Below are 21,244 nucleotides of genomic sequence, written 5' to 3' on the forward strand. Positions count from 1 at the left end.
AAACACAAAACGCACCTTATTTTTGTTGGGTTTATCCTACGGATAAGCTCCGCTAACGTTCCTCAACCCAACCTACAATTATTACTTCTTCCTTCTTTCTTCTTCCTTCTTACTTCTTTCTTTAAAATCCCAAATAGCATCAAAAGGATCGTCCCAATCTAAATAACTAACTAATAAATCTAAATCAAGATTTGGTAATAGCTGACTATTTTTTTTTCTGCAAATATTCATAATTTTCTAGGCAAAAAACCTGTAACTTTCCATTTTGCCAAAACCAAACTTCATAAACACCTAAACCTTGATAAATTTCTAAAGTTTGAATTCCTCCGCTAGTAATAACAACCTCAATTGCTAGGTCGGGAATATTTTTTTTACTACCAATACAATAACATTGGTCTGGCTCAATTCCTTTTAATTTCTCTTGAGATTTCAAAGTTGTAGAACCCAAGGGATAAAAACGAATCCCTGTTTCTAAACAATAATTTTCTACCAACATCCCCAACATTTTCTTGTAAATTTCATGGCGACTGCTAGGAGAGATAATTTGTAAAGTTCCTTGATGATAAATAACCTTGAAATAAGGAGAATTTCCCAAATAATTTAATAGATTTTCATAAATATTCCAGCTTATGTCAGTAGAAATTAATAAGCGTTGGCGGAGCCTAGCGGTAGCTACATCGCTATCAAGACCGTCACAATTTAAGTATTCGATAAGTTTCACAAAAGATTGGGTATTAGCTGATGAAACCACCATAAAATTAGCCTCCTGGGAGAGTAGGGGAGCAGGGGAGTAAGTAGTCGTGCAAAATTATTTGTATATAATTTCGTCTCTAAGTCTGACAAAGTGAGAAGTTAATGCACAATTAATTTTGCTTAAACACTTGGGTAAGGACGTTGCATGCAACGTCCCTACGGGAGAATAAAAACTGCTGCATTACGCTTGATAACTGATAACTGTTAACTGATAACTGTCATAGTAAACTATCTCCAAATTCCTCACTAAAAATATCTAATTGCTCCACAGTTATCATCTCTTCCTCCTCTTTTTTCTTAATACCTTTCCGTAACCCAATAGCGATTTTACTGTGCTTTTCAATTTGCTGCATTACCTGTCTAGCACGTTGAATTACGGAATCTGGTAAACCTGCTAACCTTCCCGCTTCAATACCATAAGATTTATCCGCTCCACCAGGTTGTACTTGATGCAAAAATACAATTTTATCCGGCAACTCTTTCACCGTTACCTGATAATTTGCCACATTATCCAAAATAGAAGAAAGTTCATTTAATTCGTGATAGTGAGTAGCAAAAATTGTCCGAGATAAAATTTCCGTTGCCAAATATTCTGCCACCGACCAAGCAATCGAAATTCCGTCAAAAGTTGCCGTTCCCCTACCAATTTCATCCAACAAAACTAAAGACTTTTCCGTAGCATGATTCAAAATATTTGCCGTCTCATTCATCTCCACCATAAAAGTTGATTGACCTGTTGCTAAATCATCCACTGCCCCAACACGAGTAAATATCCGATCGCTCACCCCCAAAACAGCAGAACTTGCCGGAACAAAACTACCAGTTTGTGCCATTAATTGAATCAGTCCTACCTGCCTTAAATAACAACTTTTCCCACTAGCATTCGGACCAGTTAAAATAATTAAATCTGGAGCAGAATAAGGAGTAATTCCCGAATTATTTTCCTCTATATTTTTACTACCTAATATCGCAGTATTCGGCACAAAAAAACCAGCAGGCAAATATTTTTCTACCACCGGATGCCGACCCTCAATAATTTTCAATTCCCGACTATCAGTCATCGTAGGACGAACATAATTTTGATAAATTGCTACTTCCGCTAAACCACACAAAACATCAATAGCTGCTACTGCCCTAGAAACATTTCTAATCTCTTCTGCATATTCCCCCACTTCAGTTCTCAGACCAACAAAAATATCATATTCCAACTCATTCAAATCATCTTGTGCCGTCAAAATTCTCACTTCTCTTTCCTTTAATTCCTCAGTAATATAACGCTCCTCATTAGTCAAAGTCTGCTTCCGAGTATAATCATCCGGAGCCAAATCTGCCTTTGACTTAGAAATACTAATGTAATAACCAAAAGCCTTATTATAACCAACCTTTAAATTAGAAATACCCGTCCTTTCTCTCTCCGTAACTTCCAAATTAGCAATCCATTTTTGGTCTTCTTCAGCTAACCTCCGCATCTTATCTAATTGTTCATTTATACCAGGAGAAATTAACCCACCTTCTTTTAACTTTTGAGGAGGAGACTCGACTAAGTGAGAATGAATTTTTTCTCCCAATTCTTGTAAAATTGGTGGAATTTTTTGCAAGACTTTTAAATAAGGAGAATTACCTGCCAATGCTAATGCCGAAAGTTCAGGAAGTTTCGTTAAAGAATCAGCTAAAAAAACTAAATCTCTAGCATTTGCCGTACCAGCACCAGTACGCCCAGTTAAACGATCTAAATCATAAATTTGACGCAATACTCTTTGAATATCTTGACGCAAATCGTTATTAGTTATCAGTTCATCAATAGTGTCATGTCTAGCACGAATACCCTTCAAACTCAAAAGTGGTTGCTGCAACCATCGTCGTAAAGCACGACCACCCATTGCAGTGCTAGTTTTATCGATCGCCGATAATAGCGACCCTTGATAACTCCCATCTCGCACCGTTTGAGTAATTTCCAAATTCCGGCGAGTCTGGTGGTCGATAATCAAAAAATCTGCCAAAGTATAGCTCCGCAGACGTTGTAAAGGAACTTGATTTTCCTTTTGAGTTTCTTCGAGATATTCCAGCAACCCACCCGCAGCACGCACCCCCAGGGGAATACGTTCGCAACCAATACCTTCTAGGGATGTCAGTTGAAATTTTGCCAATAGTCGCTCCTTTGCTTCCCCTAAAGTAAAAGGTTGTTGCGGACGTAGAGAATAACAGAAAGAATTCGGAAGACATTCTGGAAGATGATCCGATTTTTCTCCCGGTCGCAACATAAAACCGATATCCGGCGCATTTGTAGGAAATAGCACTTCCGACGGTTGCAAACGCATCAATTCTTGAGTGAGTTGGTCTAAACCTTGGGTCTGGGTGGTCAGAAACTCTCCGGTAGAAATATCAGTGTAAGCAAGACCCCAATGATTTTTGGCAATAACGACAGCAGCTAAATAATTATTGTAGCGAGGTTTGAGCATTCCATCGTCGGTAAGAGTACCCGGAGTAAGGATACGAGTAATTTCACGCTTGACTTGACGGTTTTCTTTTTTCGCAATAGCAGAATCTTCTACTTGATCGCAAACAACCACAGCGTAACCCTTTTCTACCAACATGGCAGCATATTTTTCCACAGCATGATGGGGTACACCAGTCATCGGTACTCTGCCAATTTCTTTACCAGCGTGCTTAGTAGTTTGTACTAACTCTAATTCTTGAGCGATCGTCACAGCATCCTGAAAAAAACATTCAAAAAAATCACCTACTCGAAATAGCAAAAGAGCGTGAGAATATTGTAATTTTACTTCCACATAACGCTGCATCATTTCTGATAGTTTGCTAACATCAATTTTGTCATACTCAGTGTTAGGAGGAAAAGAATTTTCTACTTTATTTTGTTTAGCTTTTGGAGATTTTTGAGCAGATGTAGATGCGGAATATTTCATAATTATTAGGGAATAGGGAATAGGGAATAGGGAATAAAAATATTCTAAATTTTTTCAGAAACTTAACTATAGCAATATGATTTGAGTTGTGAGATATTGGAAACTTTTAGGCAACAGCTCATCTGGCAACAGAGAAGAAGAAAAAAACGTATCATATGAATGTAATAATTGCTATATTCTGTACTTTTAAGGAACACTTCAATTCTCACAACTGATTCCTGATTGCTATAATAAAAGTTTTAATGTAAGCATTTCCTGCGGACTGCTGCGCAAACAGCTATTGGCAGTCAGCTCTCAGCTTTTCCTAGGTTATGATAATTTTTAATTATCCTTGGAAATTAACTCCTCCTTCCAAACAGAATGAATTAATAACTGATAAGCAGTCCGCAGGAAATGCTTACCAAATAATTAATAATTAATAATTAATAATTAATAATTAAATAATATCAAATCCGTTTAATTGGACATAAAAAAAATCTTCAATCGTCATAACTACGCTCATCTTTGTAATTCTTTCTTCTCCTGACTCGGTCCTTCCCCTCCTGGGAGGGGGAGGGGCGAGGGGTGGGTTGACTCCTGACTCCTCCTAACTTAACCATTCTATGGTTGTTTAACCGGATTTGATATAATTCGCGCCTTGAAGCCTCCCCTTTTCAGGGGAAAAAAGCGATTGAGGGATGGCGATCTTCGGAGCGGCTCTGTCAAGAGCTAGTCCCCTCGCCATATCCAATCAACCAAGACAGCGGTCGTTCGCGACAGCGGAACGGAGTTCTATCTTCGGAGCTTCCCGGAGGGTGGGATGGATGGACTTCCTAACCATATCCAATCGACCAAGAGAAGAAATAATATTTCCTTATATTCAATTCCGTAACGGTTTTAACCAGAGGTAATTATCAATTATCCATTATCAATTATCCATTAATGAAGTCCTGATTAACTCAATGCTCTACTCAATTAATTCAGCAAAAATTCCATAAACAGCTTGGATAATATGACCGTCAATAACTAGGTCATTAACAATTTTTGCAATATGAATATCTAAATTACTGTTGTAGTCATCCCAGATTAAAGGTCGTTGTTTTGACCGTGGTACTTCTAACACTTTTCTCACAGCATTATACAAATTTATAGTAGTAGGAGACAAGTTTTTTTCTGCATCATAATTACCATCAACAGCATAATTTTTTTGCTCTACTCCCTGTATGGCAAAAATCAGGGAAATCGCCAAGTATTGTTGAAATAAATCTATGGATTTTCTTGTCAAATTAGCAGAACCAAAACCCTGACTATTAATATTTTGATTAAACTGTTCAGCATGAGTAGGAAAATGGTCGGCTAGAGAATTACCATAAAAAGTTAACAAAGGCATAATAGAATTGCCCGCAGTTTGCAAACCTTTCAATCCCATATTTACTTTCTTCTCAGTATTGCCCACCAAACAAGCAGGTAATCCACCATTAAATTCCGGAGTAACTAACAGAGCAATTTGTACGTCTAAATGTTTAGCAATTAACCCTATTAAATAGCGCAACCTATCCATTGCCACTCCCACATATTGACCCAGAAAATTACCACCATGATAGCTAGTTTGATGTTCCATATCTATCAATGGATTATCAGTTGCAGAATTCGCCTCAATCTCAATCTGACGAGTAATCTCCTGAAAACCATCCACAACCGGACCTAAATACTGAGGCAAACAGCGCATGGAGTAACGGTCTTGAATTAACTGATGACCGTCAAAGCGATTTTCACCATTCAACTCATCGTGACTTAAACGGGAACCAGATAGCAAATTTATCATTTGTTCTGCTACCCAAACTTGACCTGGGTGAGGTTTACAGGCGTGGATGAATGGATGAAATGACTGATTCGTACCACCCAATGCTTGTATCATTAGTGCGTGAGTCACAATAGCTACAGCGAACAATGAATGAGCATCATATACACAGTTAGCAGCGACTCCAGTCATCACGGAAGTACCATTAACCATTGCCAATCCTTCTTTGGCCTGCAAACGCAAAGGAGGTAACTCCAGTCGATTGAGAGCGTCAATACATGACATTTCTATGCCTTTGAAATCCACAGTAAACGCTGGGTCTAAACCTATTAACGCTCCTGTTATATGTGACAGGGGAACTAAGTCACCGCTAGCACCGATGGAACCTAAATCATAGACATGGGGGGTAACTCCTTCGTTAAGGAATATTGCCATACGTTCAATGATTTCATACCGAATACCGGAAACACCTTGAGTATGAGAGTTCATCCGCAACAGCATTGCGGCACGAATGTCAGCAACAGACATTCTATTTCCTGCCCCCGCTTTGAGATGCCAAAGTAGGTTTTCTTGCAGATCGGCAACATCTTCTGGGGCAATTGGTATATTTGCCACGCCTCCAAATCCCGTGGTGACTCCGTAAATTGATTTTCCAGTTTCTACAGCGTTGGTAATGTAGTCGCAAGAATCTTGAATACTCTGATAAATGTCTTCACGTTTTGTCAGGGCAACAGGAGTACCTAATTTTGCTACTTTAGCTACCTGTTTGACAGTTAGAATTCCTTCTCCAACTATTATGGGGGAAATAGCTGAATTCCATTCAAACTGCTGAAGACGTTTATCGTTTAATAATTCCTTTTCCATTGCACTAGCTCCTTTTAATTGATTTTAATCATAAATTTGCGATCGCTGAGTCATTATTTTACCCAATTATAAGTAGGGTTTGCTGATTAAATCTAAAAGCATTGACATATAAAGGTTTTAGCATTTTTTAGTAAAAAAAATCCAAACTTAATGGTCGTAATGGTTCAAAAAATTAGCATTTTAGGTAAGAGTTGCGCAGAATAATCAAGGGATTATTCTTCCTCCTACCTCCTCGCTCATTCCCATTTCTCCCCTCCTGGGAGGGGGAGGGGCGAGGGGTGGGTTGTCTCCTGTCTCCTGTCTCCTGTCTCCTGTCTCCTACCCATAAGACTTTTTCAGCAAACCCTAAGTAAACATGACGTTAGCGTTTGTAGTATTCCGCACCTAAAGCTTTGCGTTAGCAAGCTACACTTGCGTGTTTCCCCAGTTATGAAGTTTTAAAGGAGATGGAAGATTGAAGAATTTCACGCGCTTAATTAAGCAATTAATAGGTAATATCATGTCCGGTAGCATAAGAGAAGGAAAAACCTTATATGGCGGTAGATATTTCCCCAACTTTTACACGCGACCATACCAACGGACATGATATAAGTGAATTTTGTCAGCTTCCCTACCCCCTAAAATCATTTGAAGAAGGAGTCAGGAGTCAGGAGTCAGGAGTCAGGAGGGAAAATTGCATGGGGATTCGCTCCCCCAAACAATTTTGAGCACTCCAGTTGACGGTGGGGTATTAAACCCATAAGGGAAATGATAAAAAAAGAGGCCATAAGACCTCTGTTCACTTTAAACCCAATTTTTCAGTAATTTATTAAAGTAACCCAGTATTTGCTCCTGGTTTACCAGTAGCTAACTGGACATTAACAATTTTACCACCCATTTTCATAATTCTTTGTTGTTCCTGGAACCAGCTATCATAAGGAACAAGCTTGGTAAAGTAAGTATTTTGCAATTCTCGTTGAGTACGAATACGAGTTTGACTCGGAACACAAGCAGTAATCTTAAACATTCTCATAATACAAATTTCTCCTAATACTTGGTGAAGATTTTCTTAAATCCTTTTGTAAAACAATTAGGGTAAACAGTCAAATACTTATCTAATTATTATTGAGTTTTGAGATTATCTAAACCCATATATTGACGACCCCCATACTTAAATCTAACACGAGAATTTCTAAGTAATGCGATCGCCTCAAATCTCAAACCTAAAAACTCCTAAGGCAGGGAACCTATAGAATCAATGCTAGTTTACTAAAACAAATTATTTATTCAATAATTAGCCTTTGGTAATCTAACAATCATACTAGGCTTCCCTAGCCTTATAGTATAACATCAGTTAAATCAAAAAGGTAAATCTACCTTTTTTGGCCTTTTTTACTGATTGCCAAATTAGCTCAACCCAGAGCAAATGTAGTCAAAATAAACGCCCATTTCCTTTCCAGCATCAGGACCAACTAAGCCAGCAGTAACTTCCTTCATAGCTTGAATAGCTTGTACAGTAGCACCGATGGGAACACCCAAAGAATTGTAGGTTTCTTTTAAGCCATTTAGTACACGCTCATCTAAAATAGAAGGATCGCCAGCTAACATAGCGTAAGTAGAGTAACGTAGATAATAATCCAAATCGCGAATGCAAGCAGCATAACGACGAGTGGTGTACATATTACCACCAGGACGAGTAATATCAGAGTAAAGTAAAGACTTAGCTACAGCTTCTTTAACAATAGTTGCAGCATTCGCACTGATAGAAGTTGCAGCGCGAACTCGTAGTTCACCTGTGGCAAAGTAGTTAGTGAGCTTCTCTAGAGCACCAGCATCAAGGTATTTACCTTGAATGTCAGAAGAATTAATAACGGAGGTAATAGCGTCTTGCATTATTGATTGATTTCCTTAAATTTGCTGAATCTTCAAAATTATTGGATAGGCGAAGGCCAGGATTTTAGAGATTTGATTGTAGACTTCAATTTGATATTTCAGGAAGTTCTAAATTATTAAATTCTTGTTTCCTTCTCACCAACTTTCATCTAACCTCTAAAAAATATTTAGCCTTAACTCATAGCACCGATAACATAGTCAAAGTAAGAAGCAGCTTCGCTAGCATCATCACCTGAGAGAAGGGAAGCAGCAACATTCTTCATGCAGCGAACACCTTCAGCAACAGCTTCGATGGGAGTGCCCAAAGACTTATACATTTCAGTAACGCCTACGAGTCCGATCTCTTCAATAGGAGTAACGTCTCCAGCAACAATACCGTAGCTTATCAAACGCAAATAATAATCCAGATCGCGCAAGCAAGTAGCAGTCATTTGTTCACCGTAGGCATTACCACCTGGAGAAACAACATCAGGACGCTTTTGGAAAAGCTGGTTTCCAGCCTCCTTAAGAATACGCTCACGAGATTCACTCATAATTTGAGCAATCCGAACGCGACGCTCGCCAGAGGAAACAAAAGTCTTGATTCGGTCTAATTCGCCGGGACTCAGATAACGAGCCTCAGCATCTGCATTAACGATTGATTTGGTAATTATACTCATGCTTTATTCCAACAGAGTTAAGGTAATAAGGTTGCTTAAAAATTGGTTAGCTAGTAAGAAGGACAAAGTACCCTCTGACATAACTACCTTCAGCAAGTATTTTGAGGCATTTTGTTCACTTTCTCATTATTTTCTTAATAGTTTGTAATATTTTCATAGCAGTCAGGGGTATTTGGGCCAAAAATGCCCTTGATCCTTAGCTAATGACATTTTTTTTAAGACTTTTATCAAAATATTTGATTTCCGATCCTAAGCAAAGGCCATTTCTCATCTTCTCTAGTGGGACTTACACAACTTAACGAGAAAAATTAGTCTATAATGTTTGTCATACTAAATCCGGCGATCGAAAGAACCGTTGATGTAGATAAATTGTCTAGATTTTGAAGATATCTGGTTTAGCCTTTCTTATAGCCTTATTAACTACTTGGATAGGTACTTGCCAAAAACTAGCCAAACTCCATACTGCTTGCAGATACTTTGTAAATTCTATTAAGTTTAATTGTGCATTGCTATTACTAACTAATCTTGAATATAGATAATATCTGCTCAAAAAAGTGCCTATAAATGAGTATGCTTTACTATTAATTATCTGATATTCTTTCTGCTCTAATTTAGAAATAGGCAATTGTTGAATTTCTTGTAAAATTGCTGGTGGTAGTGAAGTATCGAGTATTTTATCCAATAGGGGAAGTGTATTTTTTAGTGGTAAAACAATTTGGCGTTTTTTTGCCTGATTTATTAATTTATCCCAGTCAATTTTATCTCCTGATGAATTTAGAATCATCATCGCATCTGCTACCCAGATAGCAGTAGAAACTTGCTTAAACGGCCAACCTTGTAAACAAACTTGTAATAACTGATTAGTAGGGTTTAATAAATATGTTGACATTTCTCCTACTTGATTAATTTCCGCTTCCTGCCAAAAATTTTGTTCAACATTCTGCTGTATGGCATCTAAAGCTACTGGGTAATGAATACTTAATCGGCATCCTGATTCATCCTTGAAGATGGCAGCATTACCGACAACAGTTCTGATTGGTAAATTCTCAGAATATTTCCATCCTAATCGATCTAAAAAATTTATTGTTTTCGAGGCATTTTCTGTTCTAATAAGCAGGTCAAAATTATATATATGACGGAGAGCAATATGTGGATAATACTGTAAATTGATGGCAACATCATTTAGAAGTATTGTTTCAATATCTGCATCCCGCAAAGAATTTAAAATTTTGGTAATTTTTTGGATTAATATTTGATTTTTGTAAAATTTACTCCGATAAATTCCCTTAAGTCTCGCCATTTCAGGATGATTTACCTGGTGGGTCGATAAGTTGCGGTACAGTAAAGGAAGTAAACTATTAGAGTCAGAGTCAAGGTTGTTAATATCAACTGTTGTTACCCATTGTTGCCAAGCTTTTAAGACATCTTCTCCCTGAAGCAGACAAACCCGTAATAGTAATTTCTGTTCGTGAGTCAGCGAGCATGGCTGAAATTTTAGGTTTAAATTCATATACTATCTCCAAGAAAACGAGTCGGGTTATAAATCAAGTAGGACTGTTTAATTCTCCGCAAGTAAGCATTTTTGTCAGGAGCGGGTTTAGAGAATCTTACATTCCACAGTTCATTGGCTAATAGAAAAAGTAGATGGATGTATCACATTTTTCATAATATTTAACTATTTTTTCACGGAAATATAATGAATCATATGTAATTTGGCGTTGGTGATTTGAGGTATGATATCTTGTCCGGATAAGAGCGCGAACAAAAAACTTTTCCCTTCTATTTCTTATTTCTTCTTCTTTCTTCCCTCCTGACTCGGTCCTCCTGACTCCTGACTCCTAAATAATTAAGATTAATATCATACCCGCGCTTTACCAACGCCTAATTTTTGGGTATCTATTTAATTAATATATCATATTTACATGAGACATCTCCGGAAAAGAGGGAGTAGGGAATAGGGGGAAAGAATTGATAATTTCTGTGCAATAATTGATTTTATTTTTGATTATTGGAGATGTCTATGGAATATGGTTTAATTAACTTCCCATTTTCCTTTATTTAATTCTCTATTTAGTTCTCAAATACAGCGGATTCCAGGTTTATGAAGTACAGTGGCACTAAATTTTTAAATAGTTTTTGAAGTCTGGAATAAAGTTTCCATTCTTATTAATCAAACCTACTAGAATTACTGTGCCACACTTACATGGAATAGGCTGTATATAGTACCAAATTTTTAAAACTTGAGATAAAATAGTAATTAAATCTAATTAATTCGATCAAAAAAGGGAAATAGGAGCGGAAGTATTGAAAAAAAATCAAACTCAAACATTAGGAAACTATGGCACAGAAATTCAGTTAATTCTCAATTGTGCTAGAAAAAATATAGATACTGAAACAGCAAACAAAATTAAGGCTTTAGTCAAACAAGAAATAGACTGGCAATATCTGATTAAAATAGCAACATCTCACTCAGTAAAACCACTTTTATATCAAACTCTAAACAATATTTGTCGAGATGCAGTACCCCAAACAATTTTTACTCAACTCCAAAAAGATTTCCGTACTAATGCTCTCCGCAATCTCTATCTAACAAGAGAATTACTCAAAGTTTTAGATTTATTTGCAAGTGAAAATATTCCTGTTTTTTGTTTTAAAGGACCGCCTTTAGCACAATGTGTTTATGGGGATATTTCCTTAAGACAGTTTAGTGATTTGGATCTTTTAGTTTATGAAAAAGATGTTGTCAAAGGGAAAGATTTGCTAGTCAAGCAAGGTAATAAGATGCGTTTCCATGTTATTGAATTAGATGAAATGGAAGAAGCAGCATTTATTGAGTCAGAAACAATACATCAATTTGTGAAAGAATCTGCCTATGAATTTGATTATTATAATGCTCAATTTGTCATTGAATTACACTGGGAAGTAATCCCTAAATATTTTGCATTTCCTTTAAGTATAGACTATTTAAAAGAAGACCTAACTACTGTCACATTACTTAATACTAGCATCCCTAATCTTAGTCCAGAAAATTATTTATTACTCCTTTGTGGGCATGGAACAAAAGACTGTTGGGATCAGCTTTCAAGAATTTGTGATCTTGCAGAATTAATCTGTGCTTATCCTCAGTTAAATTGGAAATTTGTTATGGAACAAGCGGAAAAAAAAGGAGGAATGCGTATTGTTTTATCAGGGGTTTTATTGGCACATAATTTATTGAAAGCTCCTCTACCTGATTTAGTCTTAGAAAAGATTGAATTAGATATAGAAATCAAAAAAATTGTTGCTCAAATTCAAAATTGGTTGTTTCTTGATTCTCAAGAACGTTCTCAACAAATTAAAGTATTTTCCTTTCATTTATGGACTAAAGAAAGGTTCAAAGATAAAATTTGGTATGCTTTAAGCCTCTTTTTAACTCCAACTACTTCTGATTGGGTACTATTGCCAAAATCTAATTTCCCGGCAATTTTTTATTATTTAATTCGACCAATTAGAATGTTAGTTAAGTATAGCTTAAAACAAAAATCAATAGATAGTAAGGTGTGCAATTAAATAACGAAGTCAGAAGTCAGATAGGGGAGGCATCGGATTGGCGACGTACAGAAGTTGTTTTTGTAACGGGGATTAGAGCAACCCTCCAAAAATATTTCGCCGATCAAGTGGGGGTTGCGCGACCCAATTATTTTGATAAATTTATTATTTGATTGAATAATTTCAAGTAAATTGTCCACCCTACTGTATTTTCTATAAATTAAAAATTAAACCTATAATCCAACTTTTATTCCTGGAATATTAACTCTAATTGTATAAATTGATGTTTGTGCAGTAATATAAAGAGTCTGCAAATCTGCATCACCCCAAGCACAATTAGCTGGTATTTCTGGAGTAACAATTGTTCCGAAATGATTTCCTTCTAGATTAAATACCCAAATTCCTCCTGCACCTGTACAATAAATATTTCCTTGAATGTCAACTTTCATCCCATCGGGACAACCAGGTTTATTGATTTTCATGTCATAAAAAATTTTACCATTAGTTAGTATTCCATTGTCTTGAACATCAAAAACTCTGAGATGATGACGGTATGAATCATCAATATAAAGCTTTTTTTCATCAGGTGAGAATGCTAAACCATTGGGACGCTCAAAATCATCAGCAACTAGGGTGAATTTACCATCATTTGAGAGACAATATACTCCTTGATAAGGTTGTTCCTGTTGTTCTGATTTAATGCCAAAAGGAGGATCTGTAAAATAAATTTTACCATCACTTTTCACAACAACATCATTAGGACTATTGAGTTTTTTCCCTTGAAATTGTTCAGCTAAAATAGTAATTGAACCATCTTTTTCTGTTTGCGTTACCCTCCTTGTGCCATGTTCACAAGCAATTAATTTTCCCTGTTTATTTATAGTTAAACCGTTAGAATTATTACTAAATTGCCGAAAAATTGATACTTTACCATTTGGAGTTAATTTATAAATTTTGTTAGCAGGAATATCACTAAAAAGAAGATAGTTTGCTTCAGAAAACCAAATCGGACCTTCTGTAAATTGAAATCCTGTAACAACACGCTTAATTTTTGCTTCTTGGGGAAATAAGCTGAAAAATTGTTCTGATTTAGCTTCTAGATAACCTACTTTAAATTGTAGTTCTAATCGTTCTTTCTTTTGTTTTACAAATTGTTTGAGCTTTTTTTTTAGTGCTTGCATATTATTCCACCCCTTAACTTAAATATATCAATCTGAATTTAACGAAATCTAGATACTTTAATTTCCTGATTAACTAATTTATTAAATAAAAAAATCATATTCTTCTCAATTGACAGGAAAGATATAGCAATCCTAAATTGGTTGCGGGTAATCAAAAAGTAAATAAAAAAACTGAAACTCCTGCCTGTTCGCTGTTCCCTCTTCCCTAAAAGCTGTAAGATTTTTATACACAAATCAAATAGGATTGCGATATATTATTGAGGAAAATGAATCTCTACCATATAATTTCTTAAGGATAATCCAGCATCAATTTTAATCACTGTTCCTGTAGTAAAATGTGAGAAATAATCTGAAGCTAAATAAACTACAGCACGACCTATATATTTAGGATTAATGCTACTTTGATGTAAGGGAGTATATTTATAATACAAAGGGTCTCCTTTGTGATTTTCTTGTACTACACCTGGAGCAATTCCATTAACGCGGATTCTATGTGCAGCTAAATCTATAGCTAATTCTTTTATAATCATTCCTAAAGATGCTTTGGATGCACTATAACTTAGCTCACGAAATAAAGTATATTGATGTATGGATGTTATAAATATAATTGAGCCAAAAATTTGATTGCTAATCATCATTTCAGCAATAAGCTTAGTTAAATACATTGGCTTAAAAATATTAGTCTGAAATACTTTATTTGCTTCTTCTAGTTCAAAATTTTTAATGCCAAATTTATTAAATTGGATACCTACATTATTAATTAATATATCAAGTTTAATCTTATTTTCAATAAAATCATTATGTAAATTATCAATGTCTTCAGTTTTAGATATATCTGAAATAAACCATTTAGATGTTATTTGATATTGAGCAAGTTCTCGCTCTAGTTTTAAGCATTTTTCTTCAACTAGATCTGTAAAATAAATATTAGCTCCTTGTTTAGCCATTTCCAAGGCAATACTTTTACCAATATTTTGTCCTGCTCCGGTAATCAGAACATTTTTTCCTGCTAATAGTTTATTATTGAAAACTAATGATGGCTCTGGATATTTTTCTTGGATAATAATTTTGGGTGTTTTTGCCGATGGATTCAGAAAAGAATTTAAGGCAGCTTTTAATCGAGTTTTGAGATTCATGGTTAATTACTTCACTATAAATTGAAGCACAAAGATAGAGAATTAGTTTTCTAAAAAATGATGGTATTTTGTTGCCTGAATAAAATCAACAACTTCTTCATAGTTTATAATATCATCAGCTAAATTATGAGTAGATATTTTTTTCATTTTTGTTTTAACTGGAACTGAATAAGTGCCTAAATAACTAAAAATATTATCTATAGTTTGTTGATGTGTCTCGGAATTTAAGAGATGAGTTTCATAAATTAGACGTAAACAAGAAAGTTCTTGAATAACTTGTTCTTCTTTTCTATTCATTTTCTCACACCATTCTATAAATTTTATTAATTTTTGGCAATCTATACTAATTGGAGCTTTTAGCAAAGGATTTTCAGGGGTATCATGCCATTGTCTTCTAGCATTAGCACTTAGATCGGAAATAGCTTTTCGCAAAAGATTATTTCGTTTTAAGTAAATAATTTTCCAACCATTTCTACATAAATTCTCTATAAATTTTAGAGGTGTCCGATGAAACTTCGATAAGCTGAGAATAAGTTGATCGATTTTCAGGTCAAAACCATAAAACTGACAAGGCGTTTTTTGAGATTGAATATTAATATAAGTCTCAGGAAATAGAACTTTTTTAAAGTAGGATGTAGAAAAGCTAGAAAAAATTTCTCCATCAACAAAAATCTCTGGATGACAGTTTAGTAAGTTAGCGAGTAAGGTGCTACCTGTTCGATAGTGGGCCAAGATAATAAATTTATGCTTATTTGAACTTGATTTTAACGAAAAAGAGGTTAAGTAATCGAAAAATTATTTTGGTCTGATTTTTAATTCATTTTGAAGTTTACTTATCATTATTTTTTTGTTTCAATTTGTTGGAATAAAAAGATTAAGTAGCTAATTATATTGCCTTGTCAATTAAATCTAAATAATATTTAATCATTGTTTCTTGTTGAAACATTTGTTCTGCTCTTTGCTTACATTCTAGACCGATTTTAGTAGCTAAATCAGAATTATTAGCCCAATTTTCAATGGTTTCAGCCAATTCTTTAATTGTAGCTTGAGCATTAATCTTAGGATCTGATAATAATTTCCCTGTATCTCCTAATTCTTCAGGAATACCACTAACCGCAGTTGCTATTACAGGTTTTCCCTTTGCCATTGCCTCCATAATAGATAATGGCATTCCTTCAAATTGGGAAGGTAAAATAAAAATGTCAGCCATATCTAATAAATCAGGAATATCAGAGCGATCGCCTATTAATCTAACTTTATTTTCTATTCCTAATTCTTTAATCTTTGGCATAATTTTCTTCTCTAAACTGCCACTTCCTGCCCAAACAAAGTAAAGTTTTGACCAAATTTCTTTTTGTTTCAAAATTTCCATAGCACTCAGTTGATATTGATACCCTTTTATTACTTCTAAACGGGCAGCAGTGAAACATACTATGGCATTTTGAGGAATATTTAAACTTTGACGAAAATGATTTCTGGTTGCTAAATTTGTCTGAGTAAAGTATTCTTTTGGTCTGCCATTATAAATAACTTGACCCTTATTTTTTGGTAAATTAAATAATTTATGTAGTAAGTTTAAATTTGCTTGAGAAACAGCAATTACAGTTTTCGCTTGTTGATAAATATTGGGTAAATGATCTAAGTAAGGAGAAAATAGTTTAGCCCAATCATCTGAAACACAGTGATTGATAATTATAAAAGGAATTTTCTGTTCAATTGCTACCTGTTTAGCAGCTAAGTTAGAAACAGGACAACCATCACTAAAAATAATCAGTTTTGGTTTAACTTTTGCAAAAATATTTCCTGCTTCGGTTATGTTCACAAATGCTCTTGCAGGTTGAGTAGGATGATAGATATTATCTTCTTCTAACCATAAGTGTTGAATTCCTAATTGTTTCCTATGTGTAACTAAATGATGAGAGGCTTTGCTTTGAGCGCAATTAACATGATATCCAGCTTCTGCTAAAGCACAAATTAAAGCATGATTCCATTGAGCAGCACCGTATATTTCTGGACAATCTGTATAGAGAAGAATACTATCTGGATGTGAGATAAAATCATCTTTTAATTCAGAAAAAACTGCACTTTCCTGAATCTTCATAATTCCTAAATACAATAATTGTTGACTGTTTTTAAATTGAAGAGAATATTTAGGATTATATAGAGTTAAATTGTGATTTTTATCTATTCCTTTTGCATACTCTAAATATTGCATTCCTTGATTATAATGTTCTTTTCTCTCAACTTGATCTTTAACATAAGCAGAAAAAGATGAGAAATATTTAAAGTGTAATAAACAACCCCACTCACCTGCAATTTTATTCTCTGGACAATTCGTATAGTGTTGCCCTCCTGTTAAAACTAGATTCAAATTGTATTTAATTAGAGGAACTTTAGTTAAATAATAAGCTCCTGTTTCGCCAAATACCCTTTGTCTGACTCCTCCAAAATAACCAATGTGATTTTGATATGGTCCAGCTTTTTCTTTTTTTGTGTGATAGAATTGTCTATCAAAGTAAGGACAAACTTCTAAGAAATTTTCTCCTTTTTGATAATGAGTTTCGGCAATGGCTTTATCTGAATACATATCTAACAAAACTGTATTTAAAGCTTTTTTTCCTTGTTGCTCTAATTCCTCACATAGCTGATTAATTTTCTTACTTTCACAGTTAGGATAGTAAAACAATTCATCAGCATCAACCATTAGGCACCAATGATCTAAACCATACTTTCTTAACAGTACTTCAAACCAAGCTGAACCAAAATTTGCTTGATTAAAGGAAAGAAAACTTTGCCAAAGATAAACATCTGGTTGTTGTAATAAATAAGCTAAAGTCTCATCATTTGAACCATTATCAACAATCAAAAATTTATCAATCCCTTGTTGACGATGATAGGAGAGAAAATAAGGTAAGCGCAGGGATTCATTCCTAACTACAACACAAGCTAAAATATCTGTAGTGTTAATAGTGATTTTTCTATGGTCTTGTCTAGTTAATTGATAGTAATTAAAAGCCTCATCTATTCCTTGATATTTGGAAATAACATTTACCAAATTTTTATGTAATCGATCAAAATTGGGATTAATTTTAACTGCTCGATCGTAAATAAGTTGTGCTTGTTGCCAATCTCCTTTAGCTAATAGTAAATCACCTAAGCTGAGATAAGCTGGTATATAATTTGAGTTCATATTAATAACTTCTTTGTAACCACTTATCGCCGTTTCAATTTTACCTTTAATTTGCCATCCTTTCGCTAATCTATAACGAATTTCAGCTAAATGATTTACTTGTTGAGCTTTCATATTATTTATGAATTATTTTAATTTTCTTTTTTTTGTTGTCTTTTGCGATCTAAAGATGCTTTAATAATTCGTAGATAATCACTTTGAGAAGCTTGGCGTTGTTGAAGACCTTTATTCATTTTATGTAAGCGTCTTTTTGCTACTAAATTAGGTGGATTTATTATTTTTAAATTTAACTCAGTAGCTCGAACATACCAATCAGCAAATTCACCCTGTTGCCACTGAGATTGAAACTTACCAACACGGAAAAAAGCATCTCGTTTAATGATCATCCCAGAAGGTATATATCCTGTCATTAGTTCAGGATTACAATAAATTTGTTTTTTGATATTTTCATCTAATTCTGGACTGTAAAACTGTTGAACTTGACCAAATACTAGATCTACTTCAGGATTATTATTAAATATTTCCATCTGAATTTTTAACTTATTTTCTACCCAAATATCGTCAGCATCCAAAAAAGCAAAAAAGTTACCTTTAGCCAGACTAATCCCAGAATTACGAGCAGTAGCTGTACCACTATTCTCTTGATAAAAATATTTTAAAACTGAACCAAAACTTTTAACTACTTCTGCTGTTTTATCCGTTGAACCATCATCTATAACGATGATTTCTATGGGATTATAGGTTTGTTGTAAGACACTATTAATAGCTTCTGATATATAGCGATCGCCGTTATAAACAGGAATAATTATGCTAATTAGGGGATTAAGAGTCTTCATATTTTTTGACGATCTATATTGCTTTAAATTAATTGTTAGTTTATTTTTTGAAAAAAGTAGTTTGGATTTTGTTTAATAAGCTTATATTTGTCATTTCGACAAAGTTCTTTAACTACTTCACAAACTCCCCACCCTGAATTATCAGCAGAATCATCAAACAAAATAAATCCTCCTATATTTAAACATCTATCGACATTTTGAAAATCACGATAAGCATAATCATAATCATGATTGCCATCTATATAAGCAAAACTGAGATCACCTCCTAACTGTATTGTTTTTTGAAATATATCATTAACCTTTTCTTTTCCATTCCATTTTCTGAAAAAATTATCTGATGTAGTTTGAATAGCAAACGGGGTATCATAACTACTAAATAACAACACATTTTCTTGAAAGCTTCTTTTAACAAATTCTCCATAATCTTGATTATTTAAAGTAGGATGTTCTCCTAATTTTTGTAATTTATTTCCTTCACTAAAATCCCAAGGATCTATACAAATTAAAGGATTATTTTTTTTGTGTTTTAATTTAAGATAAGTAATAACATTAGCAGATAAACCACAAAATGAACCTATTTCTATAATTGGTGCTTTACTTGGGATATGAGAAATAGCATAATCAAAACACCAAATATTTCCCATGTTTAACATACCTGCATTCGCATAACAAATTTTTTTAATAAAATCATCTGCTTTAAATATTTTATTAAATATTTTTTTTTAAATTTTATCTTTATTTGACACAAATAACTCCTATTTTCAAGTATTAACTCTATTAATAAATAATGGTTAGCTTAATTGACGTTTTCTTTGAATAGAATTTCTGATCAGCTTCAATAAATTCTGTGTATTTTGCTGAGAATTTAAAGATAAATTAGTATCATGAACTCTTTTATTTAGTAATACTTTGGGCATAACAGCCATAGGAATTTGAGCATCATTAGCACGAGCAAACCAATCAACATCCTCAGCTACAGTAAATTCAGGATTTAACTTGCCAATTTTCTCAAATAAAGTTTTTCGTACTACTAAAGTTTCCATAATTTTACCGATATGTTCCCCTTCTAATAATTCTGTTCTAAATCCTGATGGTGGTGAATGTCCTGGTTCTAAAAAAAAGTTAACTTTAGCAACTGTATATTCAATTTCTGGATGCTCGCTCATGTATATTACTTGAGTCTCTAGTTTATCAGGAGTCCAAGTATCATCATGGGAAAGAAAGGCAATTAATTCTCCTTTTGCTACCTCAATTCCTTGATTATAAGCATTAGCTATACCATGATTATTTTGGAGGAAATAACGAATTTGAGGATAAGATTGAGCTATTTTTGGGGTGTTATCCGTGGAGCTTCCATCTATCACAATAATTTCATAATTACTATAGGTTTGATTCAATATACTTTCTATGGCATTTTGTAAATAACGCTCACCATTTTTAACAACAATAATTGCACTAACAAGAGAATTTTTTATCATAAAATTTTATCCCAATTTATCATTATCTTTTTTTTGCGGGTTTAATACCCCACCGTCACCCGCGGTGTTCAAAATTATTTGGGGACCTGTAGACGCGGAGCGACGTGTCGAAGACATCCCCATGCAATTTTCCCTCCTGAGGACTGACTCCTGAGGACTGACTCCTTCTTCAATATTAGAGTTATTTCACTAATTTGACACAAGCAACTGCTCTGGCAGCAGCAGCATTATCTAGTTGAACAGGAAATTTATTAGGACGCTTTTCTTCTGGTAACATAATCCAATCAACATATTCACATTTTTTACATTGTTCAACTGAGGAAAATTGCCAACCTTTTTGAGTATAAGAAAAAAAAGTGCGTGTTATATCTGATGGGTTGAAAGCAGAGATTGCTTGTTCTAATAAATTATCATCAAAAACCTGCTGAGTTCCTAAGTTAGAATATTTGCCAAAAGGAACAGTTAATAATAAACTTCCACAAGCTTTAATAACACGATGCATTTCCTGAATAGCTAATAAAAAATCTTGACTTTTCTTTTGTTTATCTGTATCTTTACCCGTGAATTGTCGATTATCTAAGCCAATATGTTCTAAAGTAGAAATACAAGCGATTTGGTCATAGTAATTATCTTGAATGGGAATGCTGCGTAAATCTTCAAATAAATAGGAAATACCTCGTTTCCAGTGACAATTAAACTCCGGGGATAAAGTTAAAATATGTAACTTCTTATTTTGCCATATTGGTTGTTCTAAAATAAAATCATGATTCAGAGCAGAACCAGCATCAAGAATTGACTCTGAGTTATGATTTAATTGACAAAATAACCAAGGATATTCAACACATCTCTCATCTACACCATAACCATATCCTGATGGTAATGACTGATTTAGTTGAAATTTAGACATCAGGTCAGAATTAGATAATGTTTCACTAATTAGCTGTTGACGATAAACTAAATAACCGGGATACCAAGGGATTTGTCCAGCTTCAATATATTTTTTAATAATTAATTTAGTTGCTTTTTCTCGCATTTTAATTAAT

The 21,244-nt window shown here is 34.2% G+C and carries 19 protein-coding genes; 3 read left to right on the forward strand and 16 right to left on the reverse strand.

Features of this window, described 5'->3' with window-relative positions; all coding sequences use genetic code 11:
• Window positions 1-81 precede the first annotated feature (81 nt).
• From F6K18_RS19750 to F6K18_RS19765, 4 genes are all read right to left on the reverse strand, one after another.
• Window positions 82-231, reverse strand: coding sequence for a hypothetical protein (locus F6K18_RS19750; protein ID WP_287523170.1), 150 nt, complete (start codon window positions 229-231; stop codon window positions 82-84).
• Window positions 206-754, reverse strand: a complete 549-nt coding sequence (locus F6K18_RS19755) for a Uma2 family endonuclease (protein ID WP_287523172.1) — start codon at window positions 752-754, stop codon at window positions 206-208. The genes F6K18_RS19750 and F6K18_RS19755 overlap by 26 nt, the downstream gene beginning before the upstream one ends.
• A 217-nt stretch (window positions 755-971) precedes the next feature.
• Complete coding sequence (mutS, locus tag F6K18_RS19760) at window positions 972-3,677, reverse strand: DNA mismatch repair protein MutS (RefSeq protein WP_287523174.1); 2,706 nt, start codon at window positions 3,675-3,677, stop codon at window positions 972-974.
• A gap of 946 nt (window positions 3,678-4,623) precedes the next feature.
• On the reverse strand, window positions 4,624-6,321 hold the full coding sequence (locus tag F6K18_RS19765; RefSeq protein ID WP_287523176.1) for an aromatic amino acid ammonia-lyase: 1,698 nt from the start codon (window positions 6,319-6,321) through the stop codon (window positions 4,624-4,626).
• Between the two features lie 533 nt (window positions 6,322-6,854).
• Here F6K18_RS19765 and F6K18_RS19770 point away from each other — a divergent pair.
• Complete coding sequence (locus tag F6K18_RS19770; protein WP_287523178.1) at window positions 6,855-7,028, forward strand: hypothetical protein; 174 nt, start codon at window positions 6,855-6,857, stop codon at window positions 7,026-7,028.
• Between the two features lie 101 nt (window positions 7,029-7,129).
• On the opposite strand, the gene F6K18_RS19775 is transcribed toward F6K18_RS19770, so the two are convergent.
• From F6K18_RS19775 to F6K18_RS19790, 4 genes are all read right to left on the reverse strand, one after another.
• A complete protein-coding gene (locus F6K18_RS19775; protein WP_124143263.1) occupies window positions 7,130-7,333 on the reverse strand; it encodes a phycobilisome linker polypeptide in 204 nt (67 codons plus the stop codon).
• Window positions 7,334-7,707: 374 nt separating this feature from the next.
• On the reverse strand, window positions 7,708-8,193 hold the full coding sequence (gene apcB, locus F6K18_RS19780; protein ID WP_287523180.1) for an allophycocyanin subunit beta: 486 nt from the start codon (window positions 8,191-8,193) through the stop codon (window positions 7,708-7,710).
• A gap of 173 nt (window positions 8,194-8,366) precedes the next feature.
• Window positions 8,367-8,852 carry an allophycocyanin gene (locus F6K18_RS19785; RefSeq protein ID WP_124143265.1) on the reverse strand — a complete coding sequence of 162 codons (486 nt, stop codon included), beginning with the start codon at window positions 8,850-8,852 and terminating at the stop codon, window positions 8,367-8,369.
• A 373-nt stretch (window positions 8,853-9,225) separates the two neighbouring features.
• Window positions 9,226-10,362, reverse strand: coding sequence for a nucleotidyltransferase family protein (locus F6K18_RS19790; protein WP_287523182.1), 1,137 nt, complete (start codon window positions 10,360-10,362; stop codon window positions 9,226-9,228).
• A gap of 794 nt (window positions 10,363-11,156) precedes the next feature.
• On the opposite strand from F6K18_RS19790, the gene F6K18_RS19795 reads away from it, so the two are divergent.
• Window positions 11,157-12,401: a nucleotidyltransferase family protein gene (locus F6K18_RS19795; RefSeq protein WP_287523185.1), complete on the forward strand. Its 1,245-nt coding sequence runs from the start codon at window positions 11,157-11,159 to the stop codon at window positions 12,399-12,401.
• Window positions 12,392-12,553 (forward strand): hypothetical protein, encoded by a 162-nt coding sequence (locus F6K18_RS19800; protein ID WP_287523188.1) that lies wholly within the window; start codon window positions 12,392-12,394, stop codon window positions 12,551-12,553. The genes F6K18_RS19795 and F6K18_RS19800 overlap by 10 nt, the downstream gene beginning before the upstream one ends.
• Window positions 12,554-12,613: 60 nt before the next feature.
• Here the strand turns inward: F6K18_RS19800 and F6K18_RS19805 are convergent, their stop codons facing one another.
• From F6K18_RS19805 to F6K18_RS19840, 8 genes are all read right to left on the reverse strand, one after another.
• Complete coding sequence (locus F6K18_RS19805) at window positions 12,614-13,561, reverse strand: SMP-30/gluconolactonase/LRE family protein (RefSeq protein ID WP_287523190.1); 948 nt, start codon at window positions 13,559-13,561, stop codon at window positions 12,614-12,616.
• A 254-nt stretch (window positions 13,562-13,815) separates the two neighbouring features.
• On the reverse strand, window positions 13,816-14,697 hold the full coding sequence (locus tag F6K18_RS19810; RefSeq protein ID WP_287523192.1) for an SDR family oxidoreductase: 882 nt from the start codon (window positions 14,695-14,697) through the stop codon (window positions 13,816-13,818).
• Window positions 14,698-14,739: 42 nt separating this feature from the next.
• Complete coding sequence (locus tag F6K18_RS19815; protein ID WP_287523195.1) at window positions 14,740-15,429, reverse strand: hypothetical protein; 690 nt, start codon at window positions 15,427-15,429, stop codon at window positions 14,740-14,742.
• Window positions 15,430-15,583: 154 nt separating this feature from the next.
• Window positions 15,584-18,001, reverse strand: a complete 2,418-nt coding sequence (locus tag F6K18_RS19820) for a glycosyltransferase (RefSeq protein WP_287523197.1) — start codon at window positions 17,999-18,001, stop codon at window positions 15,584-15,586.
• A 17-nt stretch (window positions 18,002-18,018) separates the two neighbouring features.
• On the reverse strand, window positions 18,019-18,723 hold the full coding sequence (locus F6K18_RS19825) for a glycosyltransferase family A protein (protein WP_287523199.1): 705 nt from the start codon (window positions 18,721-18,723) through the stop codon (window positions 18,019-18,021).
• Window positions 18,724-18,758: 35 nt separating this feature from the next.
• A complete protein-coding gene (locus F6K18_RS19830) occupies window positions 18,759-19,367 on the reverse strand; it encodes a class I SAM-dependent methyltransferase (protein WP_287523201.1) in 609 nt (202 codons plus the stop codon).
• Between the two features lie 147 nt (window positions 19,368-19,514).
• Window positions 19,515-20,201: a glycosyltransferase gene (locus F6K18_RS19835; protein ID WP_287523203.1), complete on the reverse strand. Its 687-nt coding sequence runs from the start codon at window positions 20,199-20,201 to the stop codon at window positions 19,515-19,517.
• A 181-nt stretch (window positions 20,202-20,382) separates the two neighbouring features.
• Window positions 20,383-21,234, reverse strand: a complete 852-nt coding sequence (locus tag F6K18_RS19840) for a hypothetical protein (RefSeq protein WP_287523205.1) — start codon at window positions 21,232-21,234, stop codon at window positions 20,383-20,385.
• Window positions 21,235-21,244 lie beyond the last annotated feature (10 nt).

Source organism: Okeania sp. SIO2C2 (genome assembly GCF_010692625.1).
In the GTDB taxonomy this organism is placed as follows: domain Bacteria; phylum Cyanobacteriota; class Cyanobacteriia; order Cyanobacteriales; family Microcoleaceae; genus Okeania; species Okeania hirsuta.